The organism is Streptomyces sp. NPDC058470 (assembly GCF_042721055.1).
Classification (GTDB): Bacteria; Actinomycetota; Actinomycetes; order Streptomycetales; family Streptomycetaceae; genus Streptomyces.
On record NZ_JBHXMF010000023.1, the window covers coordinates 1 to 20,778 of the forward strand.

Genomic DNA, 20,778 nt, shown 5'->3' on the forward strand with positions numbered 1-20,778 from the left:
TGGGGGCGGCAGCCCCCAGGAACGGGACGGGAAGGGGCGGAGGGGGCGAAAAACCGCGCCCCCCGGACGCCCCCGGCAAAAAATGGCCCCGCCGGGAAATCCCGGCGGGGCCACGCACTCCGCACCTCAGCGCCGAGCCACACCCTCCGCCCGAGCAGCCGCGGCCACCGCGGCCGTAACCGCCGGAGCCACCCGCTCGTCGAACGGCGAGGGAATCACATAGTCCGCGGCAAGATCGTCCCCGACCACCGCGGCCAGCGCCTCGGCCGCCGCGATCTTCATCCCCTCGGTGATCCGGGAGGCCCGCACCTGAAGGGCCCCCGCGAAGATCCCGGGAAACGCCAGCACGTTGTTGATCTGGTTCGGGAAGTCCGACCGCCCGGTCGCGACGACAGCCGCGTACTTGTGGGCGATCTCCGGATGCACCTCGGGGTTCGGGTTGGCCATGGCGAACACGAACGCGCCCTCGGCCATGGAAGCCACCGCCGGCTCCGGCACCGTACCGCCGGAAACACCGATGAAGACGTCCGCACCGGACAGAGCGGACTCCAGTGAACCGGAGATGCCCGCCTTGTTGGTGATCGCGGCCAGCTCACGCTTGACGTCCGTCAGGTCGTCGCGGTCCGCGGAGACGACTCCCTTTCGGTCCGTGACGGCGACGTCCCCGAGCCCGGCCTCCAGCAGGAACTTGGCGATGGCGACACCGGCCGCACCTGCACCGGAGATCACCGCGCGCAGGTCGCCCAGCTCCCGGCCGGTCAGTTTCGCGGCGTTCCGCAGGGCCGCCAGGGTCACGACGGCGGTCCCGTGCTGGTCGTCGTGGAAGACCGGGATGTCCAGCCGCTCCTGGAGCTTCCGTTCGATCTCGAAGCACCGGGGCGCCGAGATGTCCTCCAGGTTCACTCCCCCGAAGGAGGGCGCGAGCCGGACCACCGTCTCGACGATCTCGTCGACGCCGGTGCAGGCGAGCGCGATCGGCACGGCGTCGACCCCGCCGAACTGCTTGAAGAGGATCGCCTTCCCCTCCATCACCGGAAGGGAGGCCTCGGGGCCGATGTCCCCGAGTCCGAGGACGGCCGTACCGTCCGTCACCACAGCGACGACGGACGACTTCCACGTGTAGTCGTGGACGAGTTCCGGCCGCTCGGCGATCGCGCTGCACACCTTGGCGACGCCGGGCGTGTACGCGAGGGAAAGGTCGTCCTTGTCACGGACGGGCACGGTGGCCTGCACGGCCAGCTTGCCCCCACGGTGCAGCGCGAACACGGGGTCGAAGGAATCGAAGGAGTCGAGGGGCTCGCCCACATGCTCCTGATCCGTACCACCGTCGATGCTGCCGGCACTGCTGCCACTGCTGTCACCACTGCTCGCGGTGCGAGGATTGACAATCTCCGCTGCCACTTTGTTTTACCCCTTAGGTCTGCATGTTTTGAGGGTGACCACTCCTGATTGAGGGGTGGGCGGGCACCGCGTAAGCCCAGCCGCCGTGGTTGCGTACGGGCGTTTACGCGACGGGCGCGCCGCACACGCGCCCTGAGCCCCGGATGAGGGGTGTAAAGAACCTTCCTACCGGACGGACCGTGTGGACGGCGAGCCCATGGCGGGAAGATCACACGCCGGTGACATGACTCATAGCCGAATATGTGGACACGTACAGGATGTGCCCACATGGCGCCGCATGTGCCGGGGCGGTTGCCGCTCGCGCCCCGAGATGCACAGAAGATCTTCCGGCCGGAAGGATCAGCTCCCGCACAAGATCCGGCCGCGATGCCCCGGCCTTGAGTGGTTCGGGGGTCACCCGTTATCCGATTTTGACATGGCTGGTCGTCTGAATGACGACGTCCGAATGGCAAGATGCCGTAATCACACAAGGTCGCGACACCCGAAGGTGTGTGTTCTCGTCGACCCATCGGCACCTCACTCATCCGCCGGAGGACCCAACATGACCGCAAGCTCCACCCGTCGTACGACCGCCATGCGCTCCCGGACAGCCGCGGTCGGTGCGATCGCGGTCGCGGGGACCCTGCTGCTCGCCGGCTGCGGCGACCAGACGGGCAACGACGGAGGCGACAACTCCTCGGAGTCGGCCAACAGCGCTCCGCTGTTCTCCAAGCTGCCGAAGGCGATCCAGGACGCGGGCGTCATCAAGGTCGGCACGAACGCCGAGTACGCCCCCATGGAGTCGGTGGAGAACGGCAAGATCGTCGGCGTCGACCCGGACATCGCCGACGCGCTCGGCAAGCAGCTCGGTGTGAAGCTCACGTTCACCTCGGGCTCCTTCGACGGCCTGATCACCGCGGTCAACTCCGGTCGCTACGACATCGCGATGTCGTCCATCACGGACAACAAGCAGCGCCAGGAGGGCCTGGACGACAGTGGCAAGAAGCTCGGTGAGGGCGTCGACTTCGTCGACTACTTCGTCGCGGGCACGGCCATCTACGTCAAGAAGGGCAACCCCGAGGGCGTCAACGGCATCGAGGACCTGTGCGGCAAGACGGCGGCCGTGCAGCGCGGCACCACGTACGAGCAGGCCCTCAAGGACCAGTCCAAGAAGTGCACGGACGCCGGCAAGAAGGCCATCGACATCGAGTCCTTCGAGAACGACACCGAGGCCCAGACCCGGGTGAAGTCCGGCGGTGCCGTGGCCGGCATCAACGACTACCCGGTGGCCCTGGACCTGTCTCGCAAGGCGGACAACGGCAACGCGTTCGAGGTCGTCGGCGAGCAGTACGACGCCGGGCCGTTCGGCATCGTGCTGAGCAAGAAGAACACCGAGCTCCGCGATGTCCTGAAGGAAGCCGTCGACGCGATCATCGCGGACGGTTCCTACAAGAAGGTGCTGGAGAAGTGGGGCGCGGAGTCGGGCGCGATCGACAAGTCCGCGATCAACGGCGGCAAGTGAGCCCAGCGCACCACTGAAGGGCAGTCACGTGACTGACAAGTTCGACAAGTCCCCCTCGGACAATCCGCCCCCGGGAGAGACGGTTTCCCCGTCCCCGGTGCCCGCGGGCGGTCCGGAGGCCATCAAGGCGATCCCCGTCCCGCACTACGGCCGGTGGGCCAGCGGCATCATCGTCCTCGCGCTCCTCGCGGCTCTCGTCTACGCGTTCTCGCAGGGCAACATCCAGTGGCACACGGTCGGCGACCAGCTCTTCGTGTCCAGCGTCGTCCAGGGCGCCGGCCGCACACTGCTGATCAGCGTGCTCGCCATGATCGTGGGCGTGGTCCTCGGCATCGTCCTCGCGGTGATGCGGCTCTCGAAGAACCCGGTGACCAGCGGCGTCGCCTGGCTGTACATCTGGTTCTTCCGCGGCACCCCGGTCTACGTCCAGCTGCTGCTCTGGTTCAACCTGGCGCTGATCTTCCCCGTCCTCAACCTCGGTCCGATCTACAAGGACGAGATGACGGACGTCATGACCCCGTTCATGTGCGCCCTCCTCGGCCTCGGCCTGAACGAGGCCGCGTACATGGCCGAGATCTGCCGCGCCGGCCTGCTGGCCGTCGACGAGGGCCAGACGGAGGCCTCGCACGCGCTGGGTATGAGCCACACCAAGACCCTGCGCCGGATCGTGATCCCGCAGGCGATGCGCGTCATCGTGCCGCCGACCGGCAACGAGTTCATCAACCTGCTGAAGACCTCGTCGCTGGTGGTCGCGGTCACGTACAACGAGCTGCTGCGCTCGACTTCGGTGATCGGCTCCACGTCGTACGCGGTGATGGAGATGCTCTTCGTCGCGTCGATCTGGTACCTGGTCATGACCAGCGTGTTCAGCGTCTTCCAGTACTACCTGGAGCGGTACTACGCGCGCGGCTCCAGCCGCAGTCTGCCGAGCACCCCCTGGCAGAAGATCAAGGCGAACGTGCTTGCGCTCGGCAGTGGAAGGGGCAACGGATGACCGCCATGGTGAAGTCCGAGGGCGTCCACAAGTCCTTCGGCCCCGTCGAGGTCCTCAGGGGCATCGACCTGGAGGTGAACACCGGTGAGGTGTTCTGCCTCATCGGCCCGTCCGGCTCCGGCAAGTCGACCTTCCTGCGGTGCATCAACCACCTCGAGAAGATCAACGCCGGGCGCCTGTACGTCGACGGTGAGCTGGTCGGCTACCGCCAGAAGGGCGACAAGCTGTACGAGCTCAAGGACAGCGAGGTCGCGCTGAAGCGGCGGGACATCGGCATGGTGTTCCAGCGCTTCAACCTGTTCCCGCACCTGACGGCGCTCGAGAACGTCATGGAGGCGCCGGTCCAGGTCAAGGGCGCCAGCAGGTCCCAGGCGCGGGAGCGCGCGGGCCAGCTCCTGGAGCGGGTGGGCCTGGCCGACAAGGCGAAGACCTATCCCTCGCAGCTGTCCGGCGGCCAGCAGCAACGTGTCGCCATCGCCCGCGCGCTGGCGATGGAACCCAAGCTGATGCTCTTCGACGAGCCCACCTCGGCGCTCGACCCTGAGCTCGTCGGTGACGTCCTCGACGTCATGCGCGACCTCGCCGAGTCCGGCATGACGATGATCGTCGTCACCCACGAGATGGGCTTCGCCCGCGAGGTGGGCGACTCGCTGGTCTTCATGGACGGCGGCGTGGTCGTCGAGGCCGGCAACCCCCGCGACGTACTGACGAATCCGCAGCACGAGCGGACACAGTCGTTCCTGTCGAAGGTGCTGTAGCCGACGGTACGCACGGAAAGGGGCGGTACGGGTATTCGTACCGCCCCTTTCCGTGCGCCGCCGTGAATCTCCGTACCGGAGTGGCCACTTGAGTCTTTCCGTGAGTCGCCGTACCCGAGCGACTACTTGACCGCGAGCACCAGCGCGTCGGACGGTGAGCGCCACACGGTACGGGCCTCCCCGAAGCCCTTCTCGCACAGTACGCGCGCGTGCCAGTCGGGGGAGGGTGTATCGCCGTCGGCGTGCTCACCGTAGATCTCGAACCGGCGGGCGGTCGGCGCGGCGAGGACGGGGTCCTGGGCGGCCAGCTGCCACCATTCGGCCCAGTCGAGGACACCTTCCGCCTTGGCCTGATCCATACGGGCGTGCCGCTGCGCACGGTCCGCCGCGTTGATCCGGGGCGTCGTCTCGTCGATCATGTGGTCGGCGTTCATGAAGACACCGCCGTCGCGGACGAGGTCCGCGATCCGACCGTAGAGGGCCGCGAGGGGTTCGCTGTGCAGCCAGTGCAGGGCCGTGGCGGTCAGGACGGCGTCGTACGAGTCGTACGGCAGCCGGGTGGGCCACTGCGGGTCCTTGAGGTCGGCCGTGACGAAGCTGACCCGGTCGTCGCCCGCGAAGGTGCCCTCGGCGATGGTGAGCAGCGCGGGGTCGAGATCGACGCCGGTGCTGGTGGCCCCCGGGAGGCGGTCGAACAGGCGGGCGGTGATGGTTCCGGTGCCGCAGGCCAGGTCGAGGACGCGCGGGGCGGGTCCGACCAGGGCCTCCACCATGTCGAGCATCACCCGGAAGCGCTCCTCGCGGTCCGGCATGTACCACTCCTGCTGCCGGTCCCAGCTCTCCTGCCAGGCGCCCCAGTCGGTTCCGGTGGTGGTGGTCATGAAAGCCCCTTTGCTCGGCCGCGTGCTACCGGCACTGCCCGTAATACCCTTGAAGCACAGTCATCTGTTACTTGTGCACATCCACGACGATAGAGCGCCCCCGTAAGGACTACAAGTGGAACTGGCCTATTACTCGGATTACGCGGTACGCCTCGTCAACAGCGAGGAGCCGCTCCGGGGCAAGGACGCGCTCACCTCGGTGGACGCCGTCCGTGACCTCTTCGGGGGCAACTCCTCGGCGGCCCGCCGGACCACGGACGCGGACGTCACCCGCTTCCGTTCCGTACGGGCCCGGCTGCGCGCGATCTTCGAGGCGGCCGACGGCGGCAACGAGACCCTGGCCGTGGACCTGCTGAACTCACTCCTGCTGGAGTTCCCGGTGAGCCCGCAGATCTCCGGGCACGACTACCGGGACGACGACGGGCGCCCGCTGTGGCACATGCACCTGGCGGACCACCCGTCGAACGCGACCGCGGGTTACGCGGCGATCGCGGCCATGGGCCTGGCCTTCCACCTGACGGAACACGGCGTCGACCGCCTGGGCCTGTGCCAGGCAGCGCCCTGCCGCAACGCCTACCTCGACACCTCCACCAACCGCTCCCGGCGCTACTGCTCTGACCGTTGCGCCACCCGCGCCAACGTGGCCGCCTACCGCGCCCGAAAACGCCTGGACGCGGACCGGTCGGACAGCACGGGCCTGGCGGCGCCCAGCGCCCAGCGTGCCAGCGCGAACGGCGACCGCTGATCCCTTCGCAGCGGGCGGTACCGAAATCGCACCTTCCCGAGGACGAGCTCCTCGGGCACGGTGCCGTAGTCGGTGCTGTCCCCACCGGCGTACGCGTTGTCGCCGAGCACCCACCACCCGCCCTCACGCCGCTCCGCGATCCGCTTCACGACGAGCAGATCCTGCTGGAACGGATGCCGCAGTACGACGACGTCCCCCGGCCTGACCCGCGCCCCGTACTGCACGACGAGTCGATCCCCGTGCCGCAGCGTGGGCACCATGGACGGCCCTGTCACCTCCGCCGCCCCAAACGGCAGGACGGCCCTCCCACGCTCGGTCTCCTGCGACAGCTCCGGCATCACCGGCACCTCCCCGGTCCTATCCTCCACGAGTCCCAGTCTCACCCTGGACTTTTGTCCTAAGCCCACGGGGGCACTCGCGAAAACCCGTCTCCTACGGAGTAATGTCCCACCTGAGAAGACGATCACGAGGAAGGACAGCAGCATGCTTTCCCGCCTGTTTGCCCCCAAGGTCAAGGTCAGCGCGCACTGCGACCTGCCCTGCGGTGTGTACGACCCTGCCCAGGCCCGCATCGAGGCGGAGTCGGTAAAGGCCGTCCAGGAAAAGCTGGCCGCCAACGACGACCCGCACTTCCAGACGCGTGGCACCGTCATCAAGGAGCAGCGCGCCGAGCTCGCCAAGCACCACGTCTCGGTGCTCTGGAGCGACTACTTCAAGCCCCCGCACTTCGAGAAGTACCCGGAGCTGCACCAGCTCGTCAACGACACCCTCAAGGCCCTCTCGGCCGCCAAGGCGTCCACCGACCCGGCGACGGGCCAGAAGGCGCTGGATTACATCGCCCAGATCGACAAGATTTTCTGGGAGACCAAGAAGGCCTGACGCACAGTCAGTTTACGGTGACCGGCGAGCGGTGCACCCTCGCAGGTCAGCGGCCTTTTCGAAGGGGCCCGGTCGACTTTCCGACCGGGCCCCTTCGGCATCTCCCCAGCGACTTTAAGATCAACTGGGAGATTTTCGGGAGATGATCTTGCGCAGCTCGCCAGCGGCCTTCTCCCCCAGCGTCGTGCTCCTCGACGATCGGGTGCCCAAAGCGGCCGTAGAACTGGTCGTCCGTCCGGATCGGCTTCCCCCAAGCCGACGGGAACGCGTACTCCTTATCGTGACTCTCCAGCAGCAGACCCGTCCTTCAAGGATGGCTGTCGTTCAAGGATGGCTGTCCTTCGACATCGAAGAGAGTCGCCTGCAACGCGCCGATCTGGGGCGACTGGGTTGGATGTCGATGAGTGCGGTTCGTCTTGCGTGTGCCAGGTGTGCTGTCTCGTGAGGTTGGTGCCGCTAGGCGGAACTGGTGGTGCCGGTCGGCAGGGCCTGCTGATAGAGCGCCACCAACACACCGTGCAGGGGCTGGTCCTCTGCGTCTTCCTCGGCCTCGTCGACCAGTCGGGCGAGGGTCTCGCCGAGTTCTCTTGCCTTCGCGGGGCTGAGACGCAGGTGGCGCAGTGTCAGGTGGGTCTCGGCGGGAGAGCGGTCCAGCTCCTGGGCGACCGCGGCGAGCATCGCGGCGGTGCCTGCTGCTTGGGGTTCGGCGACGACCATGTGACGGGCCGTGCGCTGGTAGTACTGCTCGGTGCCGCCGCGGACCTGGCGGATCTCGGCGATGTGGACCAGCCCGGCTTCGCGGAGCACTTTGAGGTGGTGGGCCACGTTGCCCTTCTTCGCGTCGAGCTGCGCCGCGAGCTGGCTGGTGGTGGCAGGCCGGTGGCCCAGGGCGAAGAGCAACCGCTGACGCAACGGGTGAGAGAGCGCCGCGAACTGCTCAGGCGCACCGATCTCCAGGACGTCCTCAGGAGGCGGCAGATAGGGCGGCTGATCACGCATACCGAAAGTGTCTAAATTCGTTGACGCTTTTGCAAGGGCAGTGCTCTACTCCCTGCCATGACGACTCCGACGACGCTTGCGCCGACCCCTGTCATCGACGAGACAGCCCGGCTGCTGACCGAGCACTACGTTTTCCCCGAGATAGCCGAGCAGCTCGCCGGCCTGTTGCAACGACGCCTGGCCGAGGGGACCTACAACGTCGAGGGAGCCGAGGAGCTCGCCCGCCTGGTCACCGCGGACCTGCAGTCCGTCAACGGCGACCGGCACCTGAGACTGAAGCACCACGCCGACCCGGTCTCCCCGAAGCAGGGGGTGGCCACCCGGGACGCCATGCGCCGGGACTTCGACACCTCGCTGGGCGGTGCGCCCCGGGTGCAGTTGCTCGACGGAGGGGTCGCCGTGGTGGAGCTGGCACCGATGCTGTTTCCGCTGGAGTGGGCCGCCGAACCGCTGAGTGCCGCGCTCACCCTGGCCTCCCGCGCCCAGGCGCTGATCGTGGACCTTCGCGCCAACCGGGGCGGCGACCCGGACACGGTCGCCTTCGTCTGCAGCTACCTACTCGACGAGCGCACCCACCTCAACACCATGTACTGGCGCGGCAGCGAGCGCACCGAGCAGTCCTGGAGCCTGCCGCACGTTCCCGGCGCGCGCTTCGGCGGCAGCAAGCCGTTGTATGTGCTGTCCAGCAACAGCACCTTCTCCGCCGCCGAAGAGCTGGCGTACGACCTCCAACAGCTCGGCCGCGCCACAGTCGTCGGCGAGCCCACCCGCGGCGGCGCCCACCCCTGCAACGGCTGGACCCTGCACCCACACCTGGAAGCCACCGTCCCCGTCGGCCGCGCCATCAATCCCGTCTCCGGCACGAACTGGGAGGGCACCGGTGTGCAGCCGGACATCCCTTGCGCTGCTGCCGACTCCCTCGACCGCGCGCACGCACTGGCCCTCGCCCGACTGGCAGGCTGACCCAGTCCAGCTCATCGACAGCATTGCGCGCCGCCCCCCTATCCACATCGGCGGCTGAGCCTCCGTAGGCCTCCAGCGCGCTCACCCCGCACGACCAGGTTCACTGTCATAGACGGCGGCCGCAACGGGTACGCAACTCTCGAGAGCTCCTGTGTGGGTGCCGCAAAGAGCAACCCGGCCCAGGGCTCGCGGAACTATGGTGAGGCGCGGTTCAGCCCGCGCCTGCATCGGACGGGCCCGACGTGAGCGGGGGCGTGATGCATGTCTGGCAATGTGCCGTTCTGGGGGGCGCCGGCGGAGGGTTCATCGAGTTGGTCACCTTCTACGACCGGCTCTGCTCCTGGCGGGAAGCTCGGAAAACTCCCACGGGGCTGTTACGCAAACACCCGCCAGGCTTCGTCGCCTACGTGGATTGGGGTCCCTTCCTCGTCATCGGCGCGATTAGAATTGCCATGGGGGCTGCGGTCGCTGCTGCTTTCGGGGCGAGTGGCCAAATCGGCGGCGGGTACGCCGCTTTGACGGTGGGGGCGGCAGCTCCGGCGCTAGTGGCACAGGTCGGGAGTCAACTGCCCAACGTGCGCGAGGCCCTATCCACGCCACGAGGCGGAGCGACTCCTGCAGGGCCAGTCCAAGAGCCCCCCGACTGAAGCTGGAGCAGCCAGTGAGTGACAGCCACTTCACCTTCGGGCAGCGCGTCGCAGGCGGGCTGTTCAACATCAACCAACAAAGCGTATCCGCGGGTTCGGCAGCTGGAGCCGACGGTGGTCCATACGCCGAGGTTCGTGCGGCCGGCACAGAGGTCCGAGCGGACCTGGGGCGCCTGACTCAGGAACCCGAGGTTGCGCAACTGGCGGTTTTGCTCGACGAGCTCGATGACGCGACAGCCACTGAGGGCGGCCCCCCTGAGCGACTACATCGGGTGTTCCGACAGCTGAATGTACTGACGCAGAGGTTCGAGTTCTTGGCCTCGGTCGCCAGGCTGCGGCAGGCGCTCGACCCCCTGCAGCTGTGAGCATTCCTCATGGGCGACGCAGCCTCGCGGGTCAGCACGATCATTGCGTACGGAAGGGGCTCGGCCGGAGAACCGGCCGGGTCCCTTCCGTTGTTCCCGAGCGAGTCGATGGCCGCGGCCAGGTCGATGGCAAGTCCGACACCGTGGCAGGAGCCGTTGAGCCGGCCTTGTTGAGCGACATCGGGGTCGGCGAGGCCGCACGCGGGTCCGGCATCGACCTCACGACCGGCTGGCCTCCACGTCTCTCGGGGAGCAAATACCTGCCCATGAAGGAATCGGCGCCCATCGTCCCCGGACTGGCTTCGGCGACAGCGGTCGCAAGCCTCCTCGCGGCGATGGTCGTCATGGTGCTCGGGTTCATCGCACGGGAGCAGATGGCGAAGTCGTCACCAGCTACGTCGCGGACACCGCGTTGAGCACCCTCGTCCATGCGACCGCCCGGCAGTTCATCACCGTGTGGTTGATCCGGCGCGGCTGGAGAGCGACGGCCCGCAGCCGCGCGGTGGTGTCCGCGGCACTGCTTGCCCCGGCAGACAGCGCGGCCTGGACGTACAGCGGTTGAAATCGATGGCCTGGTGCGTGTCCGGGCGCCGGGACGACACCGGCGAGCCGGCCCGCTCTCGGTACAGCTGAGGTACGGCCGCTGCCGGCCGATGTGTCCCAAGCCACGACGCCATCGATGTCAGCCCCCCCGTGCCATCCTGGTGGGGTGACCGTGGTGGAGGACCTGGTCCGGCTGCGCCGGGCCCGTGACCGGATGGACCGTGAGTACGCCGAGCCGCTGGAGATGGCGGAGCTCGCGCGTACCGCGCTGATGTCGCCGGGCCATTTCCAGCGGAGCTTCCGGGCCGCCTTCGGCGAGACTCCGTACACCTATTTGATGACCCGCAGGATCGAGCGCGCGAAGGCCCTCCTGCGCCGTGGCGAGCTGACGGTCACGGAGGTGTGCTTCGCCGTGGGCTGTACGTCGCTCGGTTCGTTCAGCTCCCGTTTCACGGAGCTGGTCGGTGAGACGCCGAGCGTGTACCGGGCGCGGCCGCACGAGCACGGCGCCCCGATCCCGTCCTGCGTGGCCCAGCGCCTCACCCGCCCGGCCCGCCACCGCAATCCGGAGGCGGAACCGGGCACACGCCTCTAGGCCCTGTCCCGGCACGCCGGTGACGAGGGCTTGCAGCTCGACGTATCAAGCCCCGCTCACCTGCGTCGATGCGGCGCCGTCGATTTCCTCCGACCTGATGCGCCGGACAGGCCCTAGCGTGGCCCCCATGACTGGACCCGTGGATGACCTGAAACTGTCCCAGTGCTTCATCGCCGTGGACGACCACGACAAGGCGCTCGCGTTCTACCGTGACGTCCTTGGTCTGGAGGTCCGTAACGACGTCGGATTCGAGGGGATGCGCTGGGTCACCGTCGGCTCGCCGCTCCAGCCGGACGTGGAGATCGTCCTGGAGCCCCCCGCGGCGGACCCGAACGCGTCCCCCGCCGACCGGCAGGCCATGGCCGAGCTCCTGGCGAAGGGCATGCTGCGCGGTGTGATCTTCTCGACGCCGGACTGCGACGCCCTCTTCGCCCGCGTCCAGGCCTCCGGCGCCGAGGTCCTCCAGGAGCCGACGGACCAGCCCTACGGCGTCCGCGACTGCGCCTTCCGCGACCCGGCGGGCAACCTCCTCCGCTTCAACACGCGCGCCCCCGGCGCCTGACCGCGGCGCGGACGGCCCGGTCCCGGATGTGCGGGGCCTACCATCGGCTGATCACCACCTCCGGGAGACCCCATGCCGTCCGCGCGCCCCAGCATCCTGTACGTCAGTGACCTGGCCTATCCGGCCAAGGGCCGCCGGTACTGCGACGAGGACATCTTCCTCACCTCCCGGCTGCGCGAGGAGTTCGACATCGCCGTGTGCCACCCGCTGGACGCGGCCGCGCTGATGAACGCCTTCGACGCGGTGGTCGTACGCAACAGCGGACCGGTCCTGAACCACCAGGCGCACCACGACGCGTTCCGCGAGCGGGCGGCCGCGGACGGCGTGCGCGTCTACAACCAGCTGTCGGGCAAGGGCGACATGGCGGGGAAGGGATACCTGCTGGAGCTCACGGCGGCGGGCTATCCGGTGATCCCCACCGTCGACCGCGCGGAGGACCTCGGCCGACTCGGGGACGTCGACACCTACGTGGTGAAACCGAAGCTGGGAGCGGACTCCATAGGGCTGGAGTTCGTGCCCCGCGAACGGCTCACCGACCCGGCGGCGTACGGCGACGTCCTCGTCCAGCCACGCGTCGACTTCGACTACGAGGTGTCCTTCTACTTCGTCGACCACACCCTCCAGTACGCCCTGTACGCACCCCGTCCCGACGAGCGGTGGGCCCTGGAGCCCTACGAACCGACCAACCGGGACCGGGAGTTCGCGCAGCGGTTCGTCGACTGGAACAACATCGCGTACGGGATCCAGCGCGTGGACGCCTGCCGGGCACCCGGCGGTGAGCTCCTCCTCGTCGAGCTGGAGGATCTCAACCCGTATCTGTCCCTGGACGCCCTCTCCCCCACCGCGCGGGACGCGTTCGTCGCGCGCGTGACAACGTCGTTGCACGGCCTGATCGGAGACAAAACACCATGACGGAGCCGATCCGGCTGACAGAGCCGATCCGGTGGACCTACGCCTTTGTCGACCGGCCGATGAAGAAGTTCGCGGCGGCCTGCGACTTCTGGGCCTCGGTCACGCGCACCAAGCTGTCCGAACGGCGCGGCGACCGGGGCGAGTTCGTGACCCTGCTGCCCGAGGGGGCGGCCGACGCCTGCGTGAAGGCGCAGGGCGTCGCGGGGTCGGGACCGGGCGCCGGGGGCGCCCATCTCGACCTCGCCGTCGAGGACGTACGCGCGTTGGTGGAGGCGGCGCTGCGACTGGGTGCCGAGATCGTCGCGGACCACGGAGGGTGGGCCGTACTGCGGTCCCCCGGTGGGCAGTTGTTCTGCGCGGTGCCGTGGCACGGGGAGTCGACGCGGCCCCCGGTGGTCAAGGGGCCGTCCGGGGTCACCAGCCGTGTCGACCAGGTGTGTATCGACCTGGCGCCCGCCGTGTACGAGGCGGAGATCGCCTTCTGGAGCGCCCTCACCGGATGGGAGTCCGACCCGGGCGCGCTCCCGGAGTTCCACGTGGTCAGGCCGCCCGCCGAGCTCCCCGTCCGCATCCTCCTGCAACGCCTCGGCTCCGCCCGCCCCACCTCCGCCCACATCGACATCGCCTGCTCGGACATCGACGCGGTCCGTATCCGCCACGAGCTTCTCGGCGCCACACTCCTCGGCCGCGGCGCCCGCTGGGCGGTGATGCGGGATCCGTCGGGCGGCACGTACTGTCTGACGCCCCGCGATCCCGAAACGGGCGGCCTGCGGTAGCGGGCCGTCAGCGGCCGGAGTCCCACTCCTCGACGTCCACGACAGCCGCGACCGGAATCGGTCCGTAGATGTGCGGGAACTCCTCGCCCCCGGCCTCCACGGCCTCGTAGCGCAGGGGGACGCCCAGCCGGTCGGCGTCGATCACCAGGACCACCAGTTCGTCGGGCCCGGCGTAGGAGCCGTACAAGAAGGCCGCCACACGCGGGAGTTGGTGGCGCAGCGAGCAGTGGATGAAGCCCTCCTCCTGGAGGGTCCGGCCACGGGTGGACATCTCGTACGCGCCGGACGCGCGCGCCGCGTCCCAGAGGGAACGCTCGGTGATGTGCAGGAGGGGTTGGAGGGATTGGAGGGGTTCATCAGCCATACCCGAACGCTACGGCCCCAGGCGGGCGGCCCGCACCTGCAAATAGCGCTGCTCGGGAAGGCTGAGGGTCTTCCCGGCCGCCGAGTCGTAGGCGGCACGAGCCCCCGCCGCGTCCCCCGCGCGCTCCAGCAGATGACCGCGGACGGCATCGAGCCGATGCCCGAGCGCCGACTCCCCCTCCACCAGCTCCAGTTCGGCAAGTCCCGCCCGGGGTCCGTGCACCATGGCCACCGCCACCACACGGTTGAGACGCTCGACGGGCCCGGGGACCCGGCGGACCAGGATGTCGTACAGACCGAGGATCTCGCGCCAGTCCGTGGCGTCCGCCGACGGTGCCTCGTCGTGCACGGCGGCGATGGCCGCCCGCAGCTGATACGGCCCCGCCCTCCCCCGTGACACCGACAACGCCTCCGTCACCAGCGCCACGCCCTCCTCCACCGCCGTCCTGTCCCACAGGCCGCGGTCCTGCTCGTCGAGCGGGACCAGTTCGCCGTGCGGACCGGTGCGCGCGGCGCGCCGCGCGTCGGTCAGCAGCATCAGCGCCAGCAGCCCCGCCACCTCCCGGTCCTCGGGGAGGAGTCGGCGGACCGTGCGGGTCAACCGGACGGCCTCGCCCGCGAGTTCGGCCCGCTGGAGAGCCGCTCCGGAGGTCGCCGTATAGCCCTCGTTGAAGATCAGGTACAGCGTGTGGAGTACGGCGGGCAGCCGCTCCTCCCAGTTGTCCGGGCGCCCGAATCCGGTCCCCCGTATCCGCTGCTTGGCCCGGCTGATCCGCTGGGCCATCGTCGCCTCGGGCACGAGATAGGCCCGGGCGATCTCCGCCGTCGTCAGACCGCCGACGGCTCGCAGGGTGAGCGCGATCTGGCCGGGCGGGGTCAACTCCGGGTGGCAGCAGAGGAAGAGGAGGGAGAGCGTGTCGTCCTCGCTCGGCGCCCGGGCCGCTCCCGGCGGCGGCGCCAGGAACTCGTCCCGGGGCGTCAGCGCCACCGCCCTCTCCTCCCGCAGCCGCCGCGCCTCCTCACTGCGCAGGGCGTCTGTCAGCCGCCGCGAGGCGACCTTGATCAGCCAGCCGCGCGGGTTGTCGGGCACGCCGTCGCGACCCCACTGCCCGGCCGCTGCGAGCAGCGCCTCCTGTACGGCGTCCTCGGCGGCGTCGAAATGCCCGTACCGGCGTACGAGCGCGCCGAGAACCTGCGGCGCGTGCAGGCGCAGCAGGTCCTCGACCTCGGTCGTGCGACTCACCTGACCCATAGAACTCGTACGACTCACCTGCCCCATACGACTCGCGGGGCTCACCTGACCTGTACGACTCGCGGGATGCACCTGACCCATAGGGCTCAGATGTCCCCTGCGCCGTCCAGGATCGGCCGAATGACCACCGGGTACTCGGTCGCTCCCTCGGGAGCGGGGCACTGGGCGACGCGCGCGGCGATCTCCGTGACCCGCTCCAGGCTCTCGCACTCCAGGATCCAGAAGCCGGCCATCAGCTCCTTGGTCTCGCTGTACGGACCGTCGGTGATGACTGGCTTGCCGTCCTTGTCGGCCGTGACCAGCCGGGTCCGGTCGTACTCGGCCAGGCCCTGCGCGTCGAGCAGCTCCCCGGACTCGGAGAGGTCGTTGTTGATCGCGCCCATGTGGGCATACATGGCCTGCAGCTCCTGCTCGCTCCAGACCGGGGACCCGGGGGAGGGCTTGCCCCGCATGCCCTCGTAGTCGGCCTGCGATCCCTGCACCATCACCAGGTACTTCATGAGTCCGCTCCTTCGGTTTCCTCGGTTCCGACCGCCCTTGTCGGGCGGCTCTCGCAGGAGACGTCGAAGCCGGCCCGCGTTTCTCTACACGGCCGCGCGGACTCGATCAGGTTTTTTTCGTGACGGGATCCGCGGGCCGGACGGCGGCCCCGGGATCCTCCTCGGCTTCGTCGGTATACGCCTTGCATTCGGGGTCCCGGCAGGGCCCGGGTACCCACACGGGAACCCACGCGCCCAGGGTCTTGTGCCTCTTCACGACCGTGGCGACCGGCTGCCCGCAAGCGGAACAAACGTACTCATCGGTGCCCATGTCTTCAGGGTATTGCGGAAGGCCGTTCAGCGCTTCCTGCTGTACGTCCTCACCAGCACCCCGTTCTTGAACACGCGCACCTGGTCGAGCGCGTACTCGGCCACGTCGAACCCGGAGCCGAACATCGGCATGCCGGAGCCCAACACCACCGGGTAGGTCTTGATGACCAGCTCGTCCACCTCGTCGACCAGCGCGCCCGCGAGCCGCGAGCCGCCGCACAGATAGATACCGAACTCGCCGTCCTCGGCCTTGAGTTCGCGAACCCTCCCGACGACGTCGTCCGCGATGATCTCGACATGCGGGTCGGGCGACTTCTTGAGGCTGCGCGAGGCGACGTACTCGCGCAGATGCGCGTACGGGCTGGTCACACCCGCGTCCAGTGCCACGTCGTAGCTGGCGCGGCCCTGGATGACCGTGTCGAATCGCCGGTTCTCCAGGTCGTCGATGCCGAGCGGGCGACGGCCGTGGGTCGGCAGGGTCTCCGGATACTCCGCTTTGAGGAAGTCCTCGAAGAACTCCTCGTCGACGAACGGTATGAAGAACTGTGCGTCGCCGTCCGGGGCTCCGATGAAGCCGTCGATCGAACAGGCGACGAAGTACGTGAGCTTGCGCAAGCTGGTCTCTTTTCGTTGGCGAGGTTCGTGGCGACTCCGGCGGTCGCCTCTAACCACTACAGTTATAGTACTCAACCTGTAGTGGTTACCAGTGATTTAGTGATTCGTTCAGCGGCACCCAAGAGATCTTCAGAGATGTCCGGAGAAAACACCGATGGCAAGGAACCCGGAGCGCAGGGCGGCTCTCGTCGACGCGGCTGTCGAGGTGCTGGCCCGCGAGGGCGCGCGCGGACTGACGTTCCGCGCAGTGGACGCGGAGGCCGGCGTGCCCGCGGGCACCTCGTCGAACTACTTCACCGACCGCGACGACCTGCTGAGCCAGGTCGACGCCCATCTCCACCGGCGCCTGGCCCCCGACCCGTCCATGCTCGCCGACCTGCTGAAGGCGCCGAAGGACCGCTCCCTGGTCCTGGGCTTCATGCGCGACCTGCTGGCCCGCGCCACCCGCGACCGCACCGGTTATCTCGCCCTCTTCGAAATGCGCCTGGAGGCCACCCGCCGCCCCGCCCTGCGCGCCTCGTACACCAAGTCGATCCGCGGCGACCTCGAAGAGGGCATGCAGTTCCACCGCAACGCCGGCCTCCCCGGCGGCGACGAAACCGTGACCGTCCTCTATCTCGCCATGCTCGGCCTACTCCTGGAACACCTGACACTCCCCGGCGTCCTGGACGGCGTACTACCCGATGTCACCGTCCCGGACGGCCTGGTGGAACGGATCGTGACGACGATCGTGCCGGAGGCAGGAGATCTCTAACCCGCCCACCGACCGCCGTCCGCCGTCCGCCGACCGAGAACAAGGCCACACCATCCCGATCCCCCACCCACCCATGCGGGCAGCACCCTTCAGCCTCCGCCGAGAGATTTCCATCCCGTCCGGCGTTTTGAGGACGAGGCCGTCCAGGCCGAAAGCGGGGATCTGGGGCGGCAGTCCCCAGGAACAAGGGACGGGTAGGGGCCAAGGGGGCGAAAAAACAGGTCCCGCACACCGTGGGGATGTGCGGGACCCGCCCGAAGCCCGGAACCGTGCGGAGGTCAGGTGCCGCACGGAACCGGGAACTCCGGTGACTATGGGGCCCGGAAGACACCGGCGGCACCGGTACCTCCAACCGCCCCGTCAACGACGTCAGTTACTGCGCCGCGTCACGAACTCCGCCAGCGCGAGCAGCCCACCCGCCGCCTCGGGATCGGGCACCGCCCGGGCCAGCTCATGCATCGCCCGGGACATCCGGTCGGCCGCCTGTACCTGCGCCCAGTCCCGACCCCCCGCCCGCTCGACCGCCAGCACCGTCCGCTCCAACTCCCCCTCCTCATAAGGAACCCGGTACAGCGAGGCAAGCTCGGCCGCCGCCGGCGTACCGGAGGCGAGCGCGGCCACCACGGGCAGCGACTTCTTACGGGCGATGAGGTCCGCCCCGGCGGCTTTACCGGTGCGGCTCGGATCCCCCCAGATCCCGATCACGTCGTCGATCAGCTGAAAGGCGAGCCCGGCCTCCCGGCCGAACGCGTCCAGCGCCTCGACGTCCTCATCCCCCGCCCCCGCGTACAGCGCCCCCAGCGCACAGGCACAGCCGAGCAACGCGCCCGTCTTGGCCTCCGCCATGGCGAGGCACTCGTCGAGGGTGACCTCGTCGGGGCCGCGCCTCTCCATGGCGGTGTCCGCGTGCTGCCCCTCGCACAGCTCGACGACACAGGACGCGAGCCGGGCGGCGGCCGCCGCGGACGCCGGATGCGGGTCCTCGGCGAGCAGCCGCTGGGCCAGCGCCTGCAAGGCGTCCCCCGCGAGGATCGCGTCGGCGTCACCGAACACGGTCCAGGCGGTGGGCCGGTGCCTGCGGGTGGTGTCCCGGTCCATCACGTCGTCGTGCAGCAGCGTGAAGTTGTGGATCAGCTCCACCGCGGCGGCCGCCCGTACGGCGCTCGCGTGCCGTCCGCCGAGCGCCCGGGCCGCGGTGAGCACGAGCGCGGGCCTGATCGCCTTGCCCGCGTTCCCCGCCGCGGGCGTGCCGTCCGCGTGCTCCCAGCCGAAGTGGTAGAGCGCGATCCGGCGTATCGAGCCGGGCAGCGAATCGCTGGTCCTGCGCAGCTCGGGGTCGACGGACGCCCGGGCACGCTCCAGGATCGCCGCCGCTTCCTGCCCTCCCCCACTCTCGACCTCGCCCGAGCGGGGTGACCCCCGCCCCGGGCTCGGCCGCACCTGCTCCTCCATGGGCCTCCCGATGGGCCTCCGCCTGTCGAGACTCTCGGCCGGACTCTGCTGCGCCGTCGGTCTACCGGGTCTACCCGGCCGGCCGGGCGGGGTCACAACACCCGGCGTAGGGGTCGTCAACGCCAGCGGCCGATCTCGACGTTCTCCAGGATTCCCAGGGCGTCGGGCACCAGCACCGCGGCCGAGTAGTACGCCGTCACCAGGTAGGAGATGATCGCCTGTTCGTTGATGCCCATGAAGCGCACCGACAGGCTCGGCTCGATCTCGTCCGGGATACCGGCCTGCTGGAGTCCGATGACGCCCTGTTCGGCCTCGCCGGTACGCAGGGCGATGATCGAGGTCGTACGGGCGTCGCTGACCGGGATCTTGTTGCACGGGAAGATCGGCACCCCGCGCCAGGTCGGGATACGGTTGCCGGCCATCTCGATGGTCTCCGGCACGAGTCCGCGCTTGTTGAGCTCGCGGCCGATCGCGGAGATCGCGCGCGGGTGGGCGAGGAGGAGCTTGGTGCCCCGCCTGCGGCTGAGCAGTTCGTCGAGGTCGTCGGGGCCGGGCACGCCGTCGTGCGGCTGGAATCGCTGGTCGTACTCGCAGTTGTTGAGCAGCCCGAACTCCCGGTTGTTGATGAGCTCGTCCTCCTGGCGCTCCTTCAACGCCTCCACGGTGAGCCGCAGTTGCTGTTCCGTCTGGTTCATCGGCTGGTTGTAGAGATCGGCCACGCGCGTGTGGAGGCGCAGCACGGTCTGGGCGATGCTCAGTTCGTACTCGCGCGGCGCCGCGTCGTAGTCCACGAAGGTGCCGGGGATGTCCGGTTCCCCGGTGTGGCCGGCCGCGAGGTCGATCTCCCTCTCTCCGTACTTGTTGGCGCGCTGTTCCGGAATCGCGCGCAGCGACTGGAGGTGGTCACGCAGGGACTCGGATCGCTCCGCGACCTGTTCGAGGTCGTTGCGGGGCAGCGTGAGCACGGTGCACGCGGTGACCGCGCGGGCCGTGTACTCCCAGATGGCGTCCGGGTCGATGAGCGCCTGCTCCCCGAAGTACGCGCCGTCGGCGAGGACGCCGAGGACCGCGTCGTCCCCGTAGGGACCCGTGCCGGTCTTCTCCACCTTGCCGTGCGCGAGCAGGAACACCTCGTCGGACGGGCTGCCGAACGAGACGAGCACCTCCCCCGGTGCGAACTCCCGCTGCTGGCAGCGCTGAGCGAGCTCGCCGAGCACCTCCTGATCCTCGTACGACCGCAGCACGGGCAGTTCGCCGAGCTCCGCCGGGATGACCTGGACGCGGTCACCGGTCTTCACGAATGTCACGCGGCCGTCGCCCACGGAGTAGCTGAGCCGCCGGTTCACGCGGTACGTGCCACCCTGCACGTTCACCCAAGGAAGCATCCGCAGCAGCCAGCGTGAGCTGATCTCCTGCATCTGGGGTGCGGACTTGGTGGTGGTGGCCAGGTTCCGCGCGGCGGATGTGCCGAGACTCTGCTGCGGCTTGCCCTGACTCGCGCGGACCTCTTCGCCTACCGACATGAAAATTGCCCTCCCGTTGTGCACTGATCTGCGAGGACAACCCTTCCATCACGGAGCGTGCCGGTGCTATTACACGAATGAGGGGGAATGGATCACTGTGGAGTGGGCATGGTGGCCGGTTTTCGTCAGGCGGTCGAACAGCGCGCGGTTGTTGCGGTCGGGAACTTCAAGATCTGGTCAAACGTTTGACGCTGTGACCGATGCTTCGATCGACGCTTCGGCTGATGCTTCGACGTACGAGGACGGGAATCGGCATGGCAGGCTTTCTGGACCGCGCCAAAGAACAGGCACAGCGAGGGCTCACGCAGGGCAAGCAGAAGATCGACGACGTGCAGGCGCAGCGCGCCGGCGGCGACCTGCTGAAGAAGCTGGGCGCCGCGTACCTGGCGGAGCGGCGCGGCAGCGGCTCCCCGCAGGCGACGCAGCAGGCCCTGCAGGCGGTGGAGAACCACATCGCGACCCACGGAGACAGCTTCCTGCACGCCTGAT

At 68.8% G+C, this 20,778-nt stretch carries 25 protein-coding genes; 15 read left to right on the top strand and 10 right to left on the bottom strand.

All coding sequences use genetic code 11. The annotated features are described in order from the left end of the window. Positions 1 to 126 precede the first annotated feature (126 nt). A complete protein-coding gene (locus ACFWP7_RS18485; protein ID WP_384382591.1) occupies positions 127 to 1,401 on the bottom strand; it encodes an NADP-dependent malic enzyme in 1,275 nt (424 codons plus the stop codon). A 541-nt stretch (positions 1,402 to 1,942) separates the two neighbouring features. Between ACFWP7_RS18485 and ACFWP7_RS18490 the strand changes: the two genes are divergently transcribed. The 3 genes from ACFWP7_RS18490 to ACFWP7_RS18500 are packed head-to-tail and all read left to right on the top strand — an operon-like array spanning position 1,943 to position 4,654. Continuing rightward, positions 1,943 to 2,902 (top strand): ABC transporter substrate-binding protein, encoded by a 960-nt coding sequence (locus tag ACFWP7_RS18490; RefSeq protein ID WP_384382592.1) that lies wholly within the window; start codon positions 1,943 to 1,945, stop codon positions 2,900 to 2,902. A gap of 28 nt (positions 2,903 to 2,930) precedes the next feature. Next, complete coding sequence (locus ACFWP7_RS18495) at positions 2,931 to 3,896, top strand: amino acid ABC transporter permease (protein WP_384382593.1); 966 nt, start codon at positions 2,931 to 2,933, stop codon at positions 3,894 to 3,896. After that, on the top strand, positions 3,893 to 4,654 hold the full coding sequence (locus tag ACFWP7_RS18500; RefSeq protein ID WP_384382594.1) for an amino acid ABC transporter ATP-binding protein: 762 nt from the start codon (positions 3,893 to 3,895) through the stop codon (positions 4,652 to 4,654). Before ACFWP7_RS18495 ends, ACFWP7_RS18500 begins: the two co-directional genes overlap by 4 nt. Positions 4,655 to 4,776: 122 nt before the next feature. Here the strand turns inward: ACFWP7_RS18500 and ACFWP7_RS18505 are convergent, their stop codons facing one another. Further along, the gene (locus tag ACFWP7_RS18505; protein WP_384382595.1) at positions 4,777 to 5,535 is read right to left on the bottom strand and encodes a class I SAM-dependent methyltransferase; all 759 of its coding nucleotides are present in this window, start codon (positions 5,533 to 5,535) and stop codon (positions 4,777 to 4,779) included. Between the two features lie 115 nt (positions 5,536 to 5,650). On the opposite strand from ACFWP7_RS18505, the gene ACFWP7_RS18510 reads away from it, so the two are divergent. Next, positions 5,651 to 6,280: a CGNR zinc finger domain-containing protein gene (locus tag ACFWP7_RS18510; protein WP_384382596.1), complete on the top strand. Its 630-nt coding sequence runs from the start codon at positions 5,651 to 5,653 to the stop codon at positions 6,278 to 6,280. Here the strand turns inward: ACFWP7_RS18510 and sodX are convergent. Further along, complete coding sequence (gene sodX, locus ACFWP7_RS18515) at positions 6,184 to 6,618, bottom strand: nickel-type superoxide dismutase maturation protease (protein ID WP_384382693.1); 435 nt, start codon at positions 6,616 to 6,618, stop codon at positions 6,184 to 6,186. The two genes, ACFWP7_RS18510 and sodX, sit on opposite strands and share 97 nt — an antisense overlap. 145 nt (positions 6,619 to 6,763) lie before the next feature. On the opposite strand from sodX, the gene sodN reads away from it, so the two are divergent. After that, on the top strand, positions 6,764 to 7,159 hold the full coding sequence (gene sodN, locus ACFWP7_RS18520) for a superoxide dismutase, Ni (RefSeq protein ID WP_384382597.1): 396 nt from the start codon (positions 6,764 to 6,766) through the stop codon (positions 7,157 to 7,159). A 456-nt stretch (positions 7,160 to 7,615) separates the two neighbouring features. Here the strand turns inward: sodN and ACFWP7_RS18525 are convergent, their stop codons facing one another. Continuing rightward, positions 7,616 to 8,158 carry an ArsR/SmtB family transcription factor gene (locus tag ACFWP7_RS18525; RefSeq protein ID WP_384382598.1) on the bottom strand — a complete coding sequence of 181 codons (543 nt, stop codon included), beginning with the start codon at positions 8,156 to 8,158 and terminating at the stop codon, positions 7,616 to 7,618. 57 nt (positions 8,159 to 8,215) lie between these two features. Between ACFWP7_RS18525 and ACFWP7_RS18530 the strand changes: the two genes are divergently transcribed. The 8 genes from ACFWP7_RS18530 to ACFWP7_RS18565 all read left to right on the top strand — a co-directional run bounded on the left by ACFWP7_RS18530 (position 8,216) and on the right by ACFWP7_RS18565 (position 13,521). Further along, the gene (locus ACFWP7_RS18530) at positions 8,216 to 9,121 is read left to right on the top strand and encodes a S41 family peptidase (RefSeq protein ID WP_384382599.1); all 906 of its coding nucleotides are present in this window, start codon (positions 8,216 to 8,218) and stop codon (positions 9,119 to 9,121) included. A 661-nt stretch (positions 9,122 to 9,782) separates the two neighbouring features. Next, positions 9,783 to 10,133, top strand: a complete 351-nt coding sequence (locus ACFWP7_RS18535) for a hypothetical protein (RefSeq protein WP_384382600.1) — start codon at positions 9,783 to 9,785, stop codon at positions 10,131 to 10,133. A gap of 143 nt (positions 10,134 to 10,276) precedes the next feature. After that, on the top strand, positions 10,277 to 10,549 hold the full coding sequence (locus ACFWP7_RS18540) for a hypothetical protein (RefSeq protein WP_384382601.1): 273 nt from the start codon (positions 10,277 to 10,279) through the stop codon (positions 10,547 to 10,549). Next, positions 10,546 to 10,695, top strand: coding sequence for a hypothetical protein (locus ACFWP7_RS18545; protein ID WP_384382602.1), 150 nt, complete (start codon positions 10,546 to 10,548; stop codon positions 10,693 to 10,695). The genes ACFWP7_RS18540 and ACFWP7_RS18545 overlap by 4 nt, the downstream gene beginning before the upstream one ends. Positions 10,696 to 10,890: 195 nt before the next feature. Beyond that, a complete protein-coding gene (locus tag ACFWP7_RS18550; protein WP_384382694.1) occupies positions 10,891 to 11,271 on the top strand; it encodes a helix-turn-helix transcriptional regulator in 381 nt (126 codons plus the stop codon). Between the two features lie 127 nt (positions 11,272 to 11,398). Then, positions 11,399 to 11,833: a VOC family protein gene (locus ACFWP7_RS18555; protein ID WP_384382603.1), complete on the top strand. Its 435-nt coding sequence runs from the start codon at positions 11,399 to 11,401 to the stop codon at positions 11,831 to 11,833. Between the two features lie 72 nt (positions 11,834 to 11,905). Further along, a complete protein-coding gene (locus ACFWP7_RS18560; RefSeq protein WP_384382604.1) occupies positions 11,906 to 12,745 on the top strand; it encodes a hypothetical protein in 840 nt (279 codons plus the stop codon). Then, a complete protein-coding gene (locus ACFWP7_RS18565; protein WP_384382605.1) occupies positions 12,742 to 13,521 on the top strand; it encodes a VOC family protein in 780 nt (259 codons plus the stop codon). Before ACFWP7_RS18560 ends, ACFWP7_RS18565 begins: the two co-directional genes overlap by 4 nt. A 7-nt stretch (positions 13,522 to 13,528) precedes the next feature. Here the strand turns inward: ACFWP7_RS18565 and ACFWP7_RS18570 are convergent, their stop codons facing one another. The 4 genes from ACFWP7_RS18570 to ACFWP7_RS18585 all read right to left on the bottom strand — a co-directional run bounded on the left by ACFWP7_RS18570 (position 13,529) and on the right by ACFWP7_RS18585 (position 16,560). Continuing rightward, positions 13,529 to 13,885 (bottom strand): DUF952 domain-containing protein, encoded by a 357-nt coding sequence (locus tag ACFWP7_RS18570; RefSeq protein ID WP_384382606.1) that lies wholly within the window; start codon positions 13,883 to 13,885, stop codon positions 13,529 to 13,531. A 9-nt stretch (positions 13,886 to 13,894) separates the two neighbouring features. Further along, positions 13,895 to 15,127: an RNA polymerase sigma factor gene (locus ACFWP7_RS18575; protein ID WP_384382607.1), complete on the bottom strand. Its 1,233-nt coding sequence runs from the start codon at positions 15,125 to 15,127 to the stop codon at positions 13,895 to 13,897. A 95-nt stretch (positions 15,128 to 15,222) separates the two neighbouring features. Continuing rightward, positions 15,223 to 15,636: a YciI family protein gene (locus ACFWP7_RS18580; RefSeq protein ID WP_384382608.1), complete on the bottom strand. Its 414-nt coding sequence runs from the start codon at positions 15,634 to 15,636 to the stop codon at positions 15,223 to 15,225. A 336-nt stretch (positions 15,637 to 15,972) separates the two neighbouring features. Continuing rightward, positions 15,973 to 16,560, bottom strand: a complete 588-nt coding sequence (locus ACFWP7_RS18585; protein ID WP_384382609.1) for a dihydrofolate reductase family protein — start codon at positions 16,558 to 16,560, stop codon at positions 15,973 to 15,975. Positions 16,561 to 16,714: 154 nt separating this feature from the next. On the opposite strand from ACFWP7_RS18585, the gene ACFWP7_RS18590 reads away from it, so the two are divergent. Continuing rightward, complete coding sequence (locus tag ACFWP7_RS18590) at positions 16,715 to 17,314, top strand: TetR/AcrR family transcriptional regulator (RefSeq protein ID WP_384382610.1); 600 nt, start codon at positions 16,715 to 16,717, stop codon at positions 17,312 to 17,314. A gap of 369 nt (positions 17,315 to 17,683) precedes the next feature. On the opposite strand, the gene ACFWP7_RS18595 is transcribed toward ACFWP7_RS18590, so the two are convergent. Further along, complete coding sequence (locus ACFWP7_RS18595) at positions 17,684 to 18,766, bottom strand: family 2 encapsulin nanocompartment cargo protein polyprenyl transferase (protein WP_384382611.1); 1,083 nt, start codon at positions 18,764 to 18,766, stop codon at positions 17,684 to 17,686. A 116-nt stretch (positions 18,767 to 18,882) separates the two neighbouring features. Further along, complete coding sequence (locus ACFWP7_RS18600; protein ID WP_384382612.1) at positions 18,883 to 20,289, bottom strand: family 2B encapsulin nanocompartment shell protein; 1,407 nt, start codon at positions 20,287 to 20,289, stop codon at positions 18,883 to 18,885. Positions 20,290 to 20,543: 254 nt separating this feature from the next. On the opposite strand from ACFWP7_RS18600, the gene ACFWP7_RS18605 reads away from it, so the two are divergent. After that, positions 20,544 to 20,777 carry a hypothetical protein gene (locus ACFWP7_RS18605; protein ID WP_384382613.1) on the top strand — a complete coding sequence of 78 codons (234 nt, stop codon included), beginning with the start codon at positions 20,544 to 20,546 and terminating at the stop codon, positions 20,775 to 20,777. Position 20,778 lies beyond the last annotated feature (1 nt).